The sequence below is a fragment of the Sporosarcina sp. FSL K6-3457 genome (assembly GCF_038007285.1).
Taxonomy (GTDB): domain Bacteria; phylum Bacillota; class Bacilli; order Bacillales_A; family Planococcaceae; genus Sporosarcina.
Genome location: NZ_JBBOWX010000001.1, coordinates 4,138,291 through 4,155,773 on the forward strand (window position 1 = coordinate 4,138,291; position 17,483 = coordinate 4,155,773).

Consider the following 17,483-nt stretch of genomic DNA (forward strand, 5'->3'; position numbering starts at 1 on the left):
TGTCTCTCACGTTTGGAAAACGCTGAAGAGACACTTTTTCTTAGTTACACACGTTCAATCATAAACTCAAATGTATAATCTTCGGCTGCGTTAATGCGATATTCTTCGTGGACTGGCGCACCCCAGCTATCATCCCCGCCGACACCCATTTGCCTTCCTGCAACCGTAACGACTGTATAATGAATATTTGGTCGTTCATACAGATGGGCCGCATGCTCTAATTCAAATACCGTGTAAGGTGAAATTGTACATTCCAGAGGTTGCTCTGTAGCTGAAATACGGATACCATGACCACGTTCATTGGTCACATTTACGCGGCGGACCCCTGTCCGATTTCCAGATTCTTGCGGCATCGCATAAGTAGCAATGCTATCGCTCGCTGTATTTTTAAAGACACCTAATCTTGCCCCATTTGCACGATCAATATAATTCTCTTCTGGACCTCTCGCGTACCATTCGAGTTGGTCATAATCAGCTGAAGTTTTAAAGGATACTGCAAAAATCGGTAGGTCTGGTAAACCCGCGACACCGTAATATGATGAGCGAACCTTGACACGACCATCCGCATCTACTGTGTACGCAATCGTCACCTTCAAATCTGGGTGTAGCGCTAATGCATAATCGAAAACAATCGTTGCATATGTCGCTTCTGTATGAACCGTATAGCCAATACATTTTTGACCTAGACTTGCCGCATACCAACCACTCTTGTCAAACCCAGCTTGAATTCCAAGGTCATTATCCGTCTGCGCTCGCCAAAATAACGGTGCAGGTGCCTGCTCAATCATTTCTTGTCCACCATAGTTCAACGAAACCATTGTCCCCTTCTGGACTGAAAAAATCGCGCTAAAATTCGAACCATGTACGCCAATATTAGCAGTACCAGTCACTACACGTACTTTACCTTCTGAAGTCGGCTGACTACGTTGCCCTTCTTCGAATACAAACTCTCCGAACGCAACTTCAAAACTTGCATCTGCCCAGATTGTTTGTTCTTTTAATACAAATGTAGTGTGAATAACATATTCACCACTCTGCTGAAAAATAGCTGGATACACTAGTTCAATGTACTGTTCACTTTCCGGTGCAACACTTACCTCCTGTTCCGCACGATACATTTCTTCCCCATCACGAGTTACACGGTATACGAGCGCTACATCACTTGTATCTACAAACAGACGATCATTGATAATTTTTACACCCTGGCGATCTGGCTCTAACTTTAAATCTTGATATAAAAATCGGACTTCTTGCATTTTCGGCGTCAACTCGCGATTCGCATAGACAATACCATTTACACAAAAATGGTAATCCGTTGGCCGGTCAGCAAAATCACCGCCATATGCTAAAAACTCTTGCCCATAACGATCCTTTTTCACTAGCGCCTGATCAATATAGTCCCAAATAAATCCACCTTGATACATCGGATATTTACGCTCCAAATCTGTATACTTTTTCATCCCACCGAGTGAATTACCCATGGCATGCATATATTCGCAACTAATATATGGCTTATCTGGATTGCTCGTTAAATATTCCTCAATTTCATGTGGCTTTGCATACATTCTACTTTCCATATCACTCGTGGCATTATAATCACGATTATGGAACACACCTTCATAATGCACTAGCCGACTTGGATCGACATCCCTAAAATAATTCGAAACATTCAGCAACACTTCACCAGCATATGACTCATTACCACATGACCATATTAAGATTGACGGATGATTTTTATCACGTTCAAACATCGAAATAGCTCGGTCCATCACAATATCTTGCCACTCAGGTCGATTACCTGGAATTACCCATGACGGCTCAACCGCACCTAATTTCTGCCACGAACCATGCGTTTCTAAATTCATTTCATCAATCACATAAATACCATACTGATCACAAAGTTCGTACCAATAGCTTTGATTTGGGTAATGGGCTGTTCTTACCGCATTCATATTATTTTGTTTAAGCGTTTGAATATCCCAAAGCATATCTTCCTTTGTAATGGCTCGACCACGACGACTATTGAATTCGTGGCGATTAACACCTTTGAATACAATGCGTTTGCCATTTAAATGCATTAGCTTATTTTTCATCTCAAATCGCCGGAAGCCAATCTTTTGTGGGATAACTTCCACTAACTTACCCGACGCGTTAAATATCTGAATAAACGCTTGATATAAATACGGATTTTCCGCACTCCATAACTGCGGGCTTTCAACAGCTAATGACAGGGATGCCGATGTTCCTGCCAATTGCTTCTCGACCGTAGCAATCACCTTATTCGTTGCATCCTCTAATACAAGAACCACCTTTGCACCTTCAGCAGCAGTTAACTTTAAGTCCAACTCTAACATTGCATTGTTATAGTTATCGTCCAAATTAGTGTGAACATGGAGATCCTCCACATGAATTTCAGGTTTACTATATAAGTAGACATCTCTAAAAATACCCGAAAATCGCCAGAAATCCTGATCCTCTAACCAGCTCGCTGTACTCCGCTGATAAACTTCAACAGCTAATTTATTTTCTCCTGCCTGCAAAAATGGTGTCAGCTCAAAATCCGATGGCGTAAAACTATCTTCACTGTATCCAACAAATTCACCATTTAACCAGACATAGAAGGCCGTTTCTACACCTTGGAAGGAAATGAACAATGGTTGATGCTCCATTTTCTCCGGTACAGTAAATGTTTTGACATAACTACCAACCGGGTTATCATTGACCGGAATTTCCGGAGGACGGATCTCATCATGCGCCTCCCAAGGATAGATTGTATTAACATACTGCGGTTTCCCAAAACCTTGAAGCTGGATGTGCCCTGGTACTTGGATTGTTTCCCAACCTGTGCAATCAAAAGTAGACTTATAGAAGTCCACAACTCGACTTCGGGGGTTCACTGCATAATTAAACTGCCAAGTGCCATTTAAATCATGGCGAAAATTCATAGCACCAGATTTCCTTGCTTCTTCAATTGTCTCATAATAACGAAAGTCAGCGTGTGCAGGTACTCGGTTCACTGCAAATACACTTACATCTGTAAGCCAATCTAAACTTGGTTTTATCATTATAAAAAGTCTCCCATCACTAGAAGTTTTATTTTACTGATCCCATCATCCCTGCTACAAAATGCTTTTGCATTAAGAAAAAGACTAAAGCTGTCGGGATAGTTCCAATCACAATTGCCGTCATTATCACACCAAAATCTGGAGAATAACTTGAACCTAAATTAGATATGAGCATCGGTATCGTTTGATTTTCTGGAGATTGCAATACAACCAATGGCCATAAAAAGTTATTCCAACTTGCCATAAACGTAATAATTGCCGCAGCCGCATACGTCGTTTTCATCGTCGGGATAAAAATACGGATAAAGATTCCAATCTCGCTTACCCCATCAATCCGTCCCGCTTCAATCAACTCTCTTGGGAACATTTTTGTACTTTGCCTAAAAAAGAAAATTAGAAAAGCTGTTGTCATCGTTGGTAAAATAACTGACATTAACGTATCAATTCCAATGGCCGGAAATACTTGCGAAACCTTACCGAACATCCTAAATAACGGAACCATCAATGCCGCAAAAGGAATCATCATTGACAGTAATAAAATATTAAAAACAACATCCTTTGCTTTACTACGATAAATTTCAAATCCATATCCAGCTAATGAAGCAATGATCAATGATAAAACGGTCGTCGCAATCGAGATCTTCGCTGAATTCATTAATGCTGAAACAAGATCAGTCGTATCAAGTAGGGTTTTCATATTTTCGAAGAAATTACTACCAGGCAGCAACCGACCTTTCGTCACATCAACAGATTTATTTGTCGCACTGACAATCATCCATAAAAAAGGGAAAATCGAGATAGCTGAGACAATGATTAAAAATCCGTAAATCACAATTCTTTTCAAGTTAGTCATTGCGTTCACCTGCCAATTTAAACTGAATAATTGCTAGTATTATAATGATGAATACGACAAAATAAGAAACTGTCGCTGCATAACCAAAATCCGGTGTGTACTTAAATGATAGATTATATATATATTGTGAAATCGATACAGTCGCATTTCCCGGTCCACCTTTAGTGATATTGACAATCTCATCAAATAACTGAAGCGTTCCAATCGTCGATATAATAGAGGTAAACAAAATAATGGGTTTTAACATCGGAATTGTGATTTTGAAAAACTGTTGAATAGGAGAAGCTCCATCGATTTTAGCTGCTTCATAAATCGACTGATCAACGTTTTGCAATGCCGATAAATAAAAAATCATATTATAACCTGTCCAACGCCATGTAATCGCCATAATAATCGTTACTTTCGCCCAAAATGGATCAGTAATCCAATTAAGACCCTCAGATACGAGTGATAATTTGAGCAATAGTTGATTCACTAAACCATCACCTGAAAATAAATATTTGAATATAACCGAATAGGCAACGAGCGAAGTTACACATGGTAAAAAGATGGCAGTCCGAAAGAAGCCTCTCAATTTTAACGCCCGATCATTCAATAATACTGACAGTAATAAACCTAGTAAAATCATAACCGGAACTTGTATGATCAAATAAATAAATGTATTTTTAAAAGCAGCGATAAATGTAACATCCGTCAGAACACGTTTGTAATTTCCTAATCCGACAAATTGTAAATTTGTACCCGTCCCTGATTGAAAAGATAAAATTAAAGCTTGGAACATCGGATAAAAATAAAATGTAAAAATCATCACGACCGCTACTCCAATAAATAACCAGCCAATTAGATTGGTTTTCAATCTGCTGCTCACATCGACTCACTTCCTTCATAAATTGATCATCAATAACATCTTAAGCCCACACGACAACGCCGATTAATCCGTTAGCGACACGTGTGGGTCTTGAGATTTTTTAACTCGATTCAGCAAAAGTCCCCCACTTCTATAAGTAGCGGGATTAATGCCAGAAAAGCATTTCAATCAGAGGGAGTTCAAACTCCCTGCTGATTCAAGTTAAGCCTCCGGCGGATGTTAGGGATTTTGAGGAGAGTTAATTGTGCTGTGCACAATTCAAAATCCCAACGCAATTACGCCGAGGCGCAATTGATTAGTTCACTTATTTAAATTGTGCTTCTGCCTGCTTCTGAGCATCATTTAGGACCTCATTAATATCTTTTCCGTTTATATAATTCTGCATCTCAACTGCGACAATATCGTCGATTGCATACGTATGCATGCCATAGTTTACACCGATAATATCTTCTGTCCAATCAGCAAAATCAGATATAACCGTTTGCCCGCCGAAAAATTCATCCTCGAGTGCATAAGCAGTCCCCTCTGAGGCAGGTTTATACGTACCAATTGCTCCAATTTCAGTAATTAGCTTTTGATACAAGTCAACATTCGAACCAAATGTTTTTCCTAGGAAGTCTGCTGCTTGTTCAGCACCAGGTATATTCAACACGTACCAAGAACTGCCGCCCAAGTTCGAAGCATTGACTGCCCCCGAAACATTTAGTTTCGGAATTGGTACAACAGCCCATAATCCCGATTGTGATGCTTCAGCTTTTACAGAAGGTGTAATCCAGTTACCTGTTGGCACTGTTGCAACAGACCCATTGTTAAAGTTCGCCAAAAACTCACCCCAATCAGAGTTCGGCTTAACGATATTAGCGTCTAACATCGCTTTATATACTTCAAGCGCTTCCTTCAGTGCTGCATTATCAGCAAGATTTGGCGTCACACCATCCTCTTTTAAATACCAAGAACCAGCTGTTTGCATCATGATTCGTACAATGCCCAAATCACTTGGGTCAATCGTAACGAAATCTTTTCCTGTTGCTTCTTTCACCTTTTTCCCAATCTCAACATACTCTCTCCAGTCGATATTTTGTAAATCTTCAACCGTATAACCCGCTTCTGCTAAATAATCTGTACGGACATACAAGCCTGTTACGCCAGTATCAAATGGGATACCATAGTTTTTTCCATCAAGGCTTGTTGGTGCCAGCTTATATTCAGCAAAGTCAGCTTCATTAAATACATCGGACAATTCATAGAATGCATCTGGATACGCTTGTAAAAAACTCTGTGCGCGGTAATCTTCAATTAACACGATATTAGGTAAACCTTTTTGTGTCCCTGAGCTTAAACCAGTATTTAATTTTTGAACGATATCATCTTGGGCATTTTCAATAATCTTGAAGTTTGCATCCGGTTGATCTGCTTTGTAGCCCTCAATCGCAATATTTAAAGCTGCAACATTGAAGTTCGGATCCCATGCCCAAATCGTAAGCTCTTCCGCTTCTTTACCGTCGCTTCCATTGTCTTTACTATCACCACTAGGCTTCGACTCTGGCGTTTGAGTAGAACATGCAGCCAATAATAAGATACTTGCAAGAAATAAAACCATTAACTTTTTCATTCTTCCAACCTCCATTTTCATATTTGAAAGCGCTTTCTTAATACTAATAGCATATCACGGCACAAAAAAAGACCGTTAAGACGATCTTTTGTTTGAATTGTAAAAATATTTGGCGTTATAAATATCCTCTACTTATTTTTTGTACTATTTTCAGATTGTTGTATTATTTTTGTTTTAATGATTGGCAACCGTATTTTTACCTTCGTCCCTTCACCTAATACGCTAGATATTTCCACACCATAGTCAGCTCCATACAACAGTTTGATCCGGTCATTCACATTTTTCACACCAATTCCGCTAAATAATTGGCGTTTGCTTTTATAATTTGGTAATCGTTGCTCAGCGTTTACCTCCATCCCATCACCATTATCAACAATTTCACAGATCAGCATATCTGCTTCTTGACCGACCATAATATGAATGAACCCACCGGACTTTTTATTAAATCCATGGAAAAATGCATTTTCTATAAATGGTTGAATAATTAACTTAGGTAGTTGGTAATTCAAGCAGTCTGGTGAAATATAATAATTCACATGAATTTTCCCGCCATAACGAACCTGATGAATGAACGCATAGTTTTTCATATTTTCCAATTCTTGCTCAACGGTAATTGTTTCACTCACATTACCAATCGTATTTTGAAATAAGGAAATTAACGCCTGAATCGTCCCCGTCGCCTTTTCCTTGTCCCCTTGCTGCACAATTATTTTTATCGACGCTAATGTATTATATAAGAAATGCGGATTGATTTGCTGTTGTAGTGCTGTTAACTCTGCATTGCGTTGCTTCTTCTGCGTAGCAATTAACGTCTCGACATATTCATGCAATTCGTCAAGCATAAAGTTAAATGCCATTGCCAATTGCTTCGTTTCATAACTACCAGATTCCGTCACATAATGATCGAAATCATATTTCGACATATCTGAAATTTGTTTGACAAGCCTTGTTAAGGATTTTGTCATTCTTCGCGATATGATGAAGACCGCCAACAATGCGATGGCAACAATCGTAATACTAATCAAAACAATGGCTTTCGTATCAATAATATTACGTTTAACAACCTCCTGGTCAATTAAATTAACTAAATACATATCAAAAGACGGTAAATATTCTACTAACAGAATTTGTTTCAACCCATTAAATTCAACACTTTTATAATGAAGACCATGCTCATCTATTTCTTGCGCATGCACCAATAACTCTTGTGCCTGTTGACCAATCATCTCATTACGATTGCTAGATATAATTCTACCGGCCTCATTCACAATCACAATATCATTGCCGTCGCTCGTATAGTTCACATAAAATTGCTTGAAATCTGCTTCTGCAATCGCTACATACATAATGCCATAAATATTGCCCGTTGTATTTTCTGTCAACGCCTTTGTCGCAACAATCGTCGGTTTATCGGCATAATGGTCATCGTAATGATAGATCAATTGATTAGGTTGTTCATACGTCTTCAGTGTAATTTGATGCTTTGCAAGTTTAGCTTCTTCGATTGACCAATATTCTCGACTCGTCCAATAACTGCGGTCATTTACACCAAGAACCGTCATCCCGACCTCATAGGCATCCAAATAAGTGTGAATCCGAACCATTTGCTCCTTCATATTAAAATAAGATTTCGACATCAATAGAGAATTGGTATCTCCCTCAGTTAAAAATGTTTTAACTGACCCACTTTGCCCAAGATTATTCGCTGCAATCACAATTGTATAACTAAACGTCTCAAAACTGGTCTTCATTTGGTTAATCACTTTTGAATTTGTAATACTAAATGTATCCATAAATAATTTTTCCGACATGCGTAGCGTGCTAAAAGTAATCATCACCGAAACCGTTACAATACTAACAACCATGACAACAAATATTTTTATAAATATACTGTAGTTATTTAAGCGCTCAAATAAATCTTTCATTTATGACCCTTCTTCGCCCTAAAGTATTGTCTACGATAACTACTTGGCGATGTTCCCTTCAACTTTTTGAACACTTTACAAAAATAACTATGGTCCGAATAGCCAACAAGCGAACTAATATCAGCGATTGACTCCGCCCCTGTCTGCAGCAATTCAATTGACTTCTCGATTCTAACTTGATTTAAATACTCACTAAAGCCCTGATTGTTTTTCGTACTAAAGTAATTTGACAAATACGATGCATTAAAATGAAAATGAGCAGCCATCTCGGTTAAACTTAAATGGTCCATATAGTGGGCATCAATATAATCCAGTAACCGTTGAATATGCGGGTCAGCTTGATCAGATGCTTTTTGAGCAATAACATCCTTCGTTTCTAGTAGAAAATCCGAGAACTGGTCCATTGCATCTTGTGCAATCATAGCCTCATCAATTCTAGCAATATAAGCATACTTCCTCTTATCCAACTCTTTATGTTCATACTCCATATTCCCTAACAAGATGGTCACATTAAAAATAACATTGCCTAAAAAAGCCTTAAAAACGAACTCGTCTGTCATATATTGTTTCGTCAATTGTTCGATATGTTGTTCCAAATAAACAAGTGCATCCTCAAATTGCTCTCGTTTAAACGCTTCAGTAAAACGGGTTAACTGAAATTGCTCGTCGATTTCTGATAGACTGGGTAATTGATCATAGATCAACGCAACTGTTTCTGGGTAATAAAATCGATAATGAGTGAGTGCAGACAGCTTTTCATCATAGATGGTTCTCAAATCAATTAAATCCGTAAACGGCTCCGTTACTATCCAACCAATCTCAAAATTAGCAACCACTACAGAATTCTGAATCATCCGAACGAATTGTTTAATGATTGGTAATTGATCTTGGTCAAAGTTAAATAGATACGTAATTAGTTCTTGGTCAGCTGTCATCGGTTTATAGATAACGACAGGTAGATGCTTGGTAATTTCCTGTTCTATTTCTTCCTTCAGATACAATAAATCGATTGATCTATCAGATCCTCGCTTTTTCACATCAACACCAAATAGGCAATAAAATCTGTGTGGGAATGCTTGTTTCATGATGAAGTCATCTTGCTCAGATTCGTACCCTGACATAATCCTTTCGATGACCCTCTCGATTGAAACGCTTTCATTATCCTTTTTGGCATGCAGTGAAAATGATGGAAGTCTTGCTGCAACTTGTTGAAGGGTTTTCAATAAGCCTGGTCCTTCTAATTGTGATTTGAGTATGTAGTCGGCAATTCCGTGTTGAAATGTCGAGCGTACATAGTCAAAATCACCAAAGCTACTCAGGATGATAACCTCGATTTGTGGATAATCACGTTTGATGATTTTCGTTAGCTCTTCACCGTCCATTACAGGCATCACCATGTCAGTAATTACAATTTGTGGCTGGCGCTCCTTAATAACCGCAAGCGCCTCTTCCCCATTCGATGCTTCGCCGATAATTTGAAAACCTTCCTGCTCCCAATTGATATAATGCTTGATTCCTTGCCGTATAAGGATTTCATCATCAACGATTAGTACTTTACACCACGTTTGCATAACTCCAATCCCCTTCCCCCGAACAGCTATCTAATTCTTCTTTCCTTTCAGAATAACAGATTTAGTTTTCCAATCATAGGTGCAGCTGTATTGGAATACTTTGAGATTTTATGCTTTTGCCGCTTCTGTTATATCTCCAGAAAACGAGTGGGACATTGATTGACTATCTAATTAGATAAATTCACAAACGACAGCCACTGCTGATTTCCAATTACTAAACTGGTACAATACTATTAAATGAGGTTGTTACATTGGGGGTATATTTTGGGGACTAGCTTAATTTTTATATGCATAATAATAGTGGCTTCTATACTACAATCAAGTACAGGATTTGGTTTTTCTATCATGGCAACGCCATTTTTACTTATGTTATTCCTACCACAGGAAGCTATACAAATAAATATTATTTTATCGTTACTCATCTCTCTATCACTAATTTTTAAAATTCGAAACGACATTGATTTTGTGTTATTAAAAAGATTTATTATAGGTAGTATGATTGGTGTACCATTCGGGATTTTCATTTTTATGTCTATGAATATAAATACTTTAAAGTTAGGTATCGGCATACTTCTTTTACTATTGACTCTGCTTTTAATAGGCAATGTGAAAGTTAAATCGACACCTGTTAGGGATTTCATAGTTGGGGGGATTTCAGGGGTTTTAACAACTAGCATCGGTATGCCAGGTCCTCCATTATTACTTTATTTCACAGGGACGGATACTGAAAAAGGGAAGTTACGAGCAACTACATTAGCTTTTTATCTCTTTATTTATTTCATCAGTCTACTAACCCAAATTTTCTTTACCGGGACTAACAAAATCATTTGGCAATCTAGTCTTTATGCCATTCCAATTGTATTTCTTGGTTTGTTTATAGGGCAAGTTATTTTCAAATGGTTGAATCAACAAATTTTCAAAGTATTTACATATATTCTGTTGATTTGTACAGGCATTTTTCTGTTAATCGAAAGTTTGAGTTCCTTCTAGCCGTAAGTTTTGTGAGTATTATGTATACGATTAAAAAAAGACAGCCTATAAGATGCTGTCTTTCCATTTGCCTATTATTCATGAAAACTGTCTGGCAATGCCCCCATCTTTCTTTCATGGTAAACAAGAGGCCCTTTCTTATCAACTTCAATAGCAATGATTTCTCCAATCAAAATCGTATGGTCCCCTGCCTCAATTTGTTTAAAGGTCTTGCATTGTAATGATGCCATTGCCCCTTTAATAATCGGTAATTGATGCTGTGAATGATACCAATCGCAATTGGCAAACCGGTCTTGGTGACTTCTTGCAAATAGCAAAGCAATATCTGCTTGATCGTCAGCTAATAGGTTAATGGCAAACTGATCAATCTTTTTAAATGTTTCATATGTAGAGACTCTCTTATCAATGGACCACAAAACAAGCAGCGGCTCCAATGATACTGATGCGAACGAATTCACCGTCAATCCAATTGGGTTATCGTTGTCATCAACGGCTGTCACAACAGTTACGCCAGTAGGATAATTCGCCATCGCTTCCTTAAAAGCAGTAGTCTTCTCAGAATTACTGTGCATATCATCACTCCCTTTCCTTATATATATGTAAATCCTACTAACAATGATCGGCGCCTAAAGAAGGATTAAACAGCATCCTTCCTAGCGCCTCCCATAATACAAGTTATTAGCTATTTAACGCTTGTTCATACTTCGCAGAAACTGCATTCCAGTTCACAACTTTGAAGAAGCTTGAAATATAATCAGGTCTTCTATTTTGATAAGCAAGATAATAGGCATGCTCCCATACGTCTAGTCCTAGAATAGCTGTTTCACCTGTCATGATTGGACTGTCTTGGTTTGGCGTGCTTGTTACTTCAACTTGTTTCTCTTTATTGACGACTAACCAAGCCCAGCCAGAACCAAATCTAGTAGTTGCCGCTTTCGTAAATTCTTCCTTGAACTTGTCAAAACTACCAAAGCGCTTATCAATTGCAGCAGCTAAGTCACCCGTTGGTACATTGTTTTCCGATGGAGCAGCAAGCAATTCCCAGAATAACGAGTGGTTGAAATGACCACCACCATTATTTCTAACAGCCGCACGGATAGATTCAGGTAGTGCATCAATATTCGCTAGTAATTCTTCTAGTGTTTTACCACTTAACTCTTCATGGCCTGCAAGTGCAGCATTTAGATTGTTCACATATGCTTGATGGTGTTTGCCATGATGGATTTCCATCGTTTGCTGATCGATAACCGGTTCTAACGCATCGAAACCGTATGATAGTGCTGGTAGTGTAAATGTAGTCATTTTAAAGTCCCCCTAATTTTTTTGTTCATTTAACATACTTTATAAACCTTTTAGTATATTAAGTGTCTATCATGATAATAGAATAAGTGGTCAGTAAAAGTCAATTGAGTTGCCTGTATGCTGCTTACTCACCCTATTCAAAAAATGTACAAAAGGTCACTCTCTTAGTAGGATGACCGCCCTTAAACAGATGCACGTTCCTCATCAAATTCAATAAGAAAATGGCAATGATTATCCCCATCTGCTTTACAGCTTGTCCGTCGTACACCATCGGTATTTAATACTTCTTTAAACATGTTTGTCTCACAATTACAGGCCTGATTAAAATTTTTAGCTACCTCAAAAATAGGGCAATTATGTTCAATCAATTCGAACTGATTGTCACCTATTTTAATAACATCAGCCATATAGCCTTTTTCAACTTGAATGTCCTTCAGTGTTTCCACCATTTCTTCATTAGATAGGTTATTTTTCATATGAGAAGAGTAATGATCAGCTAGCCGTTGACGCCTCTTTTCAAATAGATGGTCGATGATATCATTCCCTTGAAGTGCCTGGAGGTCATTCAAAAAATCGACAGTAAGATTATCATAACTTTTCGGGAAAAGTACATCTGCTTGCGATGTTAATGAAAAAACTTGAACAGGTCGTCCTAGAGGTTGTTTTAGTTCAGAGATATGGATAAAAGAGTCTCTTTCGAGGATATTCAGATGTTTTCTGACGGCCATTTCAGTAATTTCTAACACTTGAGCCATTTGGCTTACAGTCATTTCAGTCTCTTTTTTCAATAAATTCAGTAGCTTTTCTTTTGTTGTTAAACGAGTATCCATCTTTTTCACCTCCAAATCCAAGTATCTTATCATAGCATGTCTATTTCACAATAAAAAGCCAATTGATTTGCTCATCAAATCAATTGGCTCTATAAAATCTGGTTATTTTCATGATTACACTATACCAAATAGGAGGGATTATGCAATTTCAGCTTTTCGCGCCTGACTCTGGTGTAGTTTCTTCATCACAAATCGTGCGATTGGTTGTGCAACTAAAAGCTCAATCCAAAATGCTATACCAAAATTTCTTGGCCAAATCTGAAGGAAGTTTTTAAATGGCTCTAAGCTTACTTGCTTCGTACCAACCCAAGTGCCAATTATCGTTAGAAAAACTGATAATACCGTAACATTCAATAACGTATTCAATAGGATTCTGGCATTAAAACCGTCTGTTTGCCCGACGAATTTCGGCATCACTTTCCCGACGAATGGTCCTGCAACTAATTTCACCAACAAAACTACAAATACCCACATAATCGGAAGCATAGTCAATGTCTCTACATACACTTCTTTACTGAAGCCACGTTCTAATCCAATAATAATAGGCGCTATCGTATTGACTGAAATGATTGAAATAATCAACAAAAACAGTATACCTTCTTTAGCGTTTTGAGGCAGCCGATCTTCCTTGTACAAATTTGTCATCTCCAAAATACATATTTCAGATGGCAGAGATTTGTGACACAAGGGAGCTTGTACACTATGCATGAGGGTAAGCGAACTCACCCCATTACTGCGCATTGATGTTCATAGTATACCAAATTTACTTACCTATGAAAATACTCCATAACTCACTCTTAACAACTAGCACATCACAATAATTGTAGTAGGTGTCGTTTGGGCTGGGATACTTCTAGTCGTGGCGCCATAAACAACTATTAAATTGCGATTGGCTATATTCCCAGTAAAGGCTTGCCCATTCTCCAATATAATCCTAGTATGCGGAGCAATATTCAGCCTTAATGTCCCATCGCTACTTTCCAAACGACGATTAAAATGATCTACTTTGACACTTTGATAGGTTGTATCTTTCGCCATCACAAGCGCTCGAAATTGCGGTGGATAGATGAGTGGAACTGGCGCGTTTGCATCATAAAATCCAGTAATTCGATCCCCTGCTCCCACCATTACATGATCTACAAAATAAGTCGTGGGCGCTACAACGAAATTGACCATCGCTCCATGTCTATCATCTACGGAAAATAGTTTATAACAACCAGCCTCATTACTTTGCCCGATTGAAAAATCATCAATCATCGTGACGACTCCATCAAAAGCTCGGAATTTCACCATTTTATTCCCTCCGTTGCTCGTTAACCTCATCTTTATCCTATGCAATTTTCATACAACTTGTTCAAAAATCGGATATCCTTTATTAAACTATGAGAGGATTGTTATCTTCTACATCTTTATAAAGAATAAATGATACTGTAGTACCAAGATTAGGCGCGCTTGTGATATGGAGGCCTTTGCCAAATAACCGTTTCAGACGAAGATCCGTATTCAACAATCCGATTCCCGATTGACTGTTAGGCATTTTTTCTAATAGCCCTTTTACTACCGTTTCGTCTATTCCAATGCCATCGTCTTCAACCGTAATTTCTACATACGTTTCATGGTCAGAAATTCGAATTGTCAATTGACCACCTGTTATACGCTTCATAAGGCCGTGATGGATAGCATTTTCGACCAATGGCTGAATGGTTAAGGATGGAATCATCAAATCTTGGCATTCGTCCATCTCCCATATCACACGCAAACGATCACCAAATCGTTCTTGTTCAATCAATAGATAATCTTGAACAAGTCTTATTTCTTTTTCGATAGGGGCAAACTCATTAATATTATCAAATTGGAATTTTCCTCGTAACAAACGGCTAAAGGCTTCCAAAACCTTGTTCATTCTATTTACATCGATTTGACTCAGTGCAATCACCGTATTCAATGCGTTAAACAAGAAATGAGGCTGAATTTGTGCTTGGAGCCAGGCTGCTTCCATGCGTAATCGCTCATGCATAGATTGTTTAACGCTCGTCAACGCATGGACTCTCGACCTGAGTTCTAAAGCATCTACAGGTTTTGTTACATAATCATTAGTACCCGATAAAAATCCATTTTCAATATCTGCTGGCTGACTTCTAGCTGTGAGTAAAAGTACCGGAAGCTCTGTCATTGAAAATCGCTGACGAATTATCTGCGTTAGTTCATAGCCTGACATTTGTGGCATCATGACATCTGAAATCACTAAATCCCACTCTTTTGCATGCAATACCGCTAATGCTTTTTCACCACTTGTTACTGTAAAAACGTCATAATGATTTGATGAAAGAATGCTGGTAACAACTTGTAAATTAATAGGATCATCGTCTACAACGAGTATTCTTAGTTGTCCAACAACTAGTTCGTGTTGTGCCTCCGACTCCTTTAAAGGCTGGGCAGTTGCTAATTCCACGTGATTATCCAGTGCGCTCTGCTCATTCTCAATTGGTGCATCAGAGATTGGTAAAGTAAACATAAATTCAGAGCCCGTCCCTACAACGGAATGAACTTGTAGCGTTCCTCCATGCAGTTCGACTAATTGTTTACTAATACTTAGCCCTAACCCAAAGCCTCCCTCAATCATGGATTCGCCATTACGTCCTTGTTCATAAGGGGTGAACACATACCGAATCGTTTCCTCATCCATACCGATGCCTGTATCTACAATAACGATATGAACATTTTTCCCTTCCACATATCCCTTGAGTGTAATTTCACCTTCATCCGTGAATTTTACTGCATTATGTAGGAGATTGAATAAGACTTGGATCACTCGGTTTTCATCAGCAAATACAGGCGGCAAATCGTCCGGAATAGCATTGACAAATCGGATTGATTTTCCTTCCATCATAAAATGAAGCATGTCAACGACACCTGAAATAACCGTCTGAATGGAAAAGGTTTTCAATTGTAGTTTAGGACTACCTTCCTTTAGACTTGCCACATCGAGCAAGTCATTTAACATCAGGGACATACGTCGCCCAACGGATAAAACAGTCTCCATATCACTTAGACTTTTCGGCTGTAATGTCCGCTGTTCCCTCTCCAGCACAGCTTGTGACATATTCAACATGCCATGCAACGGATTCCGAAGTTCATGGGAGGTATTGGCAAGAAATTCATCTTTGAATTTATCGACTTGTTGGAGTTTCTTTGCCAGTTTCCCCGTTTCCACATGCATATGATGATAATGCTTGAGCCAAAATGTTGCCAACGAGATAACTGCGATAATTAAATCAAAAGGATAATACATTGCTTTTAAGCCTGTAACAAGAGCAATCCCCCACCATGTCAAGTTACAGCCTACTGCTGTAATGGCTACCACAAGTAGTAAATCCACCTTCACGCCTGTAAGCGATGTACGCAGCAATGCAAAAGCTGTGATTACTGCGGCCGCAATAACAAATGCTAAGTAAAACCAGGGCACTATCATGAGATAGCTAATTGGTAATAGAATCGTCAAGACGACAAGGATTCCGCAAATAACTGCATAAAAAATATAAAACCAACGTGAAAATGCGAATAGTTGAGACTTCACACATTGAATAAGTGAATAAGAAAGAATAACCATCGTCAAACAAAGTGTTTTATAAATCGTACTATAATCCATTGGGATCCAGTCCAACAAGATTTTCTCATCACTGCCCAACAAGGTCAAAATTGCTGCTGAAACAAGCACAATCGCAAAATGAAGCAATCGCTTCTCCCGTATTCCCACAAAAAATAAAATACATGAGAAGGCTGCATGCACTAAAAAAATACTCGCTACTAGGATTTGCAATGCCATCGACAGATCCCTTTCACGCGTGAGAGAACTGTCAGTGCCAAACTTAACAGAACGCCTAATCCCACCTTCCCGTGCATCTTGAAAGTTTGTTACCTGCACAATGACTTCAATCTCATCACTACCATTTGCAGCAATTGATGCGGAATACGGAACATTCCTTGCCGTAGAAGTTTCTTTACTTTTGCCAATAACACCCGACTTCGCAAGAAATTGCCCATTCATATACAATTCGGAGGAAGTACGAACGCTAGAAAAATAAATGCTGTAAATCTCATCACTTTCGGGATCAACCAAAATACGCAAGCGATAAGAGCCAAAACCATATGGACTTTGATCTTTAGGACTCAATACAGAAGACCAATTCCCCGGAACATATAACATTTGCGGTGCCATTTCCGCAAAATCGTCCTGCCCTGCAAGCCATGTATGCGGATAAAACTCCCACTCACCATCTAATGTAATAGAATAGTTTTTAGAAAAATCCCAGTTTCGTAAATCGAGTTCACCATTTACAATTTGAGGCGGATCTGTATTCGTAAGCGCCTTTATCCAAAATAAACGCAAGCCCGTAAAAATCGCAACAAAGAGTATTACAACTACAATGATTTTCAATGTATTACGTGTATGTTGATTGGCCATTA

At 38.5% G+C, this 17,483-nt stretch carries 13 protein-coding genes; 1 reads left to right on the forward strand and 12 read right to left on the reverse strand.

Going from position 1 to position 17,483, the window contains the following annotated elements:
- Positions 1-44 precede the first annotated feature (44 nt).
- The 6 genes from N1I80_RS20045 to N1I80_RS20070 all read right to left on the reverse strand — a co-directional run bounded on the left by N1I80_RS20045 (position 45) and on the right by N1I80_RS20070 (position 9,894).
- Complete coding sequence (locus N1I80_RS20045) at positions 45-3,065, reverse strand: glycoside hydrolase family 2 TIM barrel-domain containing protein (protein WP_340739595.1); 3,021 nt, start codon at positions 3,063-3,065, stop codon at positions 45-47.
- A 28-nt stretch (positions 3,066-3,093) separates the two neighbouring features.
- Positions 3,094-3,918 carry a carbohydrate ABC transporter permease gene (locus tag N1I80_RS20050; RefSeq protein WP_340739596.1) on the reverse strand — a complete coding sequence of 275 codons (825 nt, stop codon included), beginning with the start codon at positions 3,916-3,918 and terminating at the stop codon, positions 3,094-3,096.
- Positions 3,911-4,726 (reverse strand): carbohydrate ABC transporter permease, encoded by an 816-nt coding sequence (locus N1I80_RS20055; protein WP_340740103.1) that lies wholly within the window; start codon positions 4,724-4,726, stop codon positions 3,911-3,913. The genes N1I80_RS20050 and N1I80_RS20055 overlap by 8 nt, the downstream gene beginning before the upstream one ends.
- A 364-nt stretch (positions 4,727-5,090) precedes the next feature.
- Entirely contained in the window at positions 5,091-6,398 is a 1,308-nt protein-coding gene (locus tag N1I80_RS20060) for an ABC transporter substrate-binding protein (RefSeq protein ID WP_340739597.1), read from the reverse strand.
- 128 nt (positions 6,399-6,526) lie between these two features.
- Positions 6,527-8,323 (reverse strand): sensor histidine kinase, encoded by a 1,797-nt coding sequence (locus tag N1I80_RS20065; protein ID WP_340739598.1) that lies wholly within the window; start codon positions 8,321-8,323, stop codon positions 6,527-6,529.
- Positions 8,320-9,894, reverse strand: coding sequence for a response regulator transcription factor (locus N1I80_RS20070; protein WP_340739599.1), 1,575 nt, complete (start codon positions 9,892-9,894; stop codon positions 8,320-8,322). The genes N1I80_RS20065 and N1I80_RS20070 overlap by 4 nt, the downstream gene beginning before the upstream one ends.
- Positions 9,895-10,158: 264 nt before the next feature.
- Here N1I80_RS20070 and N1I80_RS20075 point away from each other — a divergent pair, with 264 nt between their 5' ends.
- On the forward strand, positions 10,159-10,884 hold the full coding sequence (locus tag N1I80_RS20075) for a sulfite exporter TauE/SafE family protein (RefSeq protein WP_340739600.1): 726 nt from the start codon (positions 10,159-10,161) through the stop codon (positions 10,882-10,884).
- Positions 10,885-10,958: 74 nt separating this feature from the next.
- On the opposite strand, the gene N1I80_RS20080 is transcribed toward N1I80_RS20075, so the two are convergent.
- The 6 genes from N1I80_RS20080 to N1I80_RS20105 all read right to left on the reverse strand — a co-directional run bounded on the left by N1I80_RS20080 (position 10,959) and on the right by N1I80_RS20105 (position 17,481).
- The gene (locus N1I80_RS20080) at positions 10,959-11,456 is read right to left on the reverse strand and encodes a flavin reductase family protein (RefSeq protein ID WP_340739601.1); all 498 of its coding nucleotides are present in this window, start codon (positions 11,454-11,456) and stop codon (positions 10,959-10,961) included.
- 106 nt (positions 11,457-11,562) lie between these two features.
- A complete protein-coding gene (locus tag N1I80_RS20085) occupies positions 11,563-12,186 on the reverse strand; it encodes a superoxide dismutase (RefSeq protein WP_340739602.1) in 624 nt (207 codons plus the stop codon).
- 182 nt (positions 12,187-12,368) lie between these two features.
- On the reverse strand, positions 12,369-13,016 hold the full coding sequence (locus N1I80_RS20090) for a helix-turn-helix transcriptional regulator (protein WP_340739603.1): 648 nt from the start codon (positions 13,014-13,016) through the stop codon (positions 12,369-12,371).
- Positions 13,017-13,154: 138 nt separating this feature from the next.
- Positions 13,155-13,652, reverse strand: a complete 498-nt coding sequence (locus tag N1I80_RS20095) for a hypothetical protein (protein WP_340739604.1) — start codon at positions 13,650-13,652, stop codon at positions 13,155-13,157.
- A gap of 168 nt (positions 13,653-13,820) precedes the next feature.
- Positions 13,821-14,309, reverse strand: coding sequence for a hypothetical protein (locus tag N1I80_RS20100; RefSeq protein ID WP_340739605.1), 489 nt, complete (start codon positions 14,307-14,309; stop codon positions 13,821-13,823).
- Positions 14,310-14,391: 82 nt separating this feature from the next.
- Positions 14,392-17,481 carry a hybrid sensor histidine kinase/response regulator gene (locus tag N1I80_RS20105; RefSeq protein WP_340739606.1) on the reverse strand — a complete coding sequence of 1,030 codons (3,090 nt, stop codon included), beginning with the start codon at positions 17,479-17,481 and terminating at the stop codon, positions 14,392-14,394.
- Positions 17,482-17,483: the final 2 nt, after the last annotated feature.

What these genes read in the sequence shown, in the direction of transcription:
- N1I80_RS20045 (WP_340739595.1), bottom strand. Translation starts at nt 3,065, where the DNA reads ATGATAAAACCAAGTTTAGATTGGCTTACAGATGTAAGTGTATTTGCA.
- N1I80_RS20050 (WP_340739596.1), bottom strand. Translation starts at nt 3,918, where the DNA reads ATGACTAACTTGAAAAGAATTGTGATTTACGGATTTTTAATCATTGTC.
- N1I80_RS20055 (WP_340740103.1), bottom strand. Translation starts at nt 4,726, where the DNA reads ATGATTTTTACATTTTATTTTTATCCGATGTTCCAAGCTTTAATTTTA.
- N1I80_RS20060 (WP_340739597.1), bottom strand. Translation starts at nt 6,398, where the DNA reads ATGAAAAAGTTAATGGTTTTATTTCTTGCAAGTATCTTATTATTGGCT.
- N1I80_RS20065 (WP_340739598.1), bottom strand. Translation starts at nt 8,323, where the DNA reads ATGAAAGATTTATTTGAGCGCTTAAATAACTACAGTATATTTATAAAA.
- N1I80_RS20070 (WP_340739599.1), bottom strand. Translation starts at nt 9,894, where the DNA reads ATGCAAACGTGGTGTAAAGTACTAATCGTTGATGATGAAATCCTTATA.
- N1I80_RS20080 (WP_340739601.1), bottom strand. Translation starts at nt 11,456, where the DNA reads ATGCACAGTAATTCTGAGAAGACTACTGCTTTTAAGGAAGCGATGGCG.
- N1I80_RS20085 (WP_340739602.1), bottom strand. Translation starts at nt 12,186, where the DNA reads ATGACTACATTTACACTACCAGCACTATCATACGGTTTCGATGCGTTA.
- N1I80_RS20090 (WP_340739603.1), bottom strand. Translation starts at nt 13,016, where the DNA reads ATGGATACTCGTTTAACAACAAAAGAAAAGCTACTGAATTTATTGAAA.
- N1I80_RS20100 (WP_340739605.1), bottom strand. Translation starts at nt 14,309, where the DNA reads ATGGTGAAATTCCGAGCTTTTGATGGAGTCGTCACGATGATTGATGAT.
- N1I80_RS20105 (WP_340739606.1), bottom strand. Translation starts at nt 17,481, where the DNA reads ATGGCCAATCAACATACACGTAATACATTGAAAATCATTGTAGTTGTA.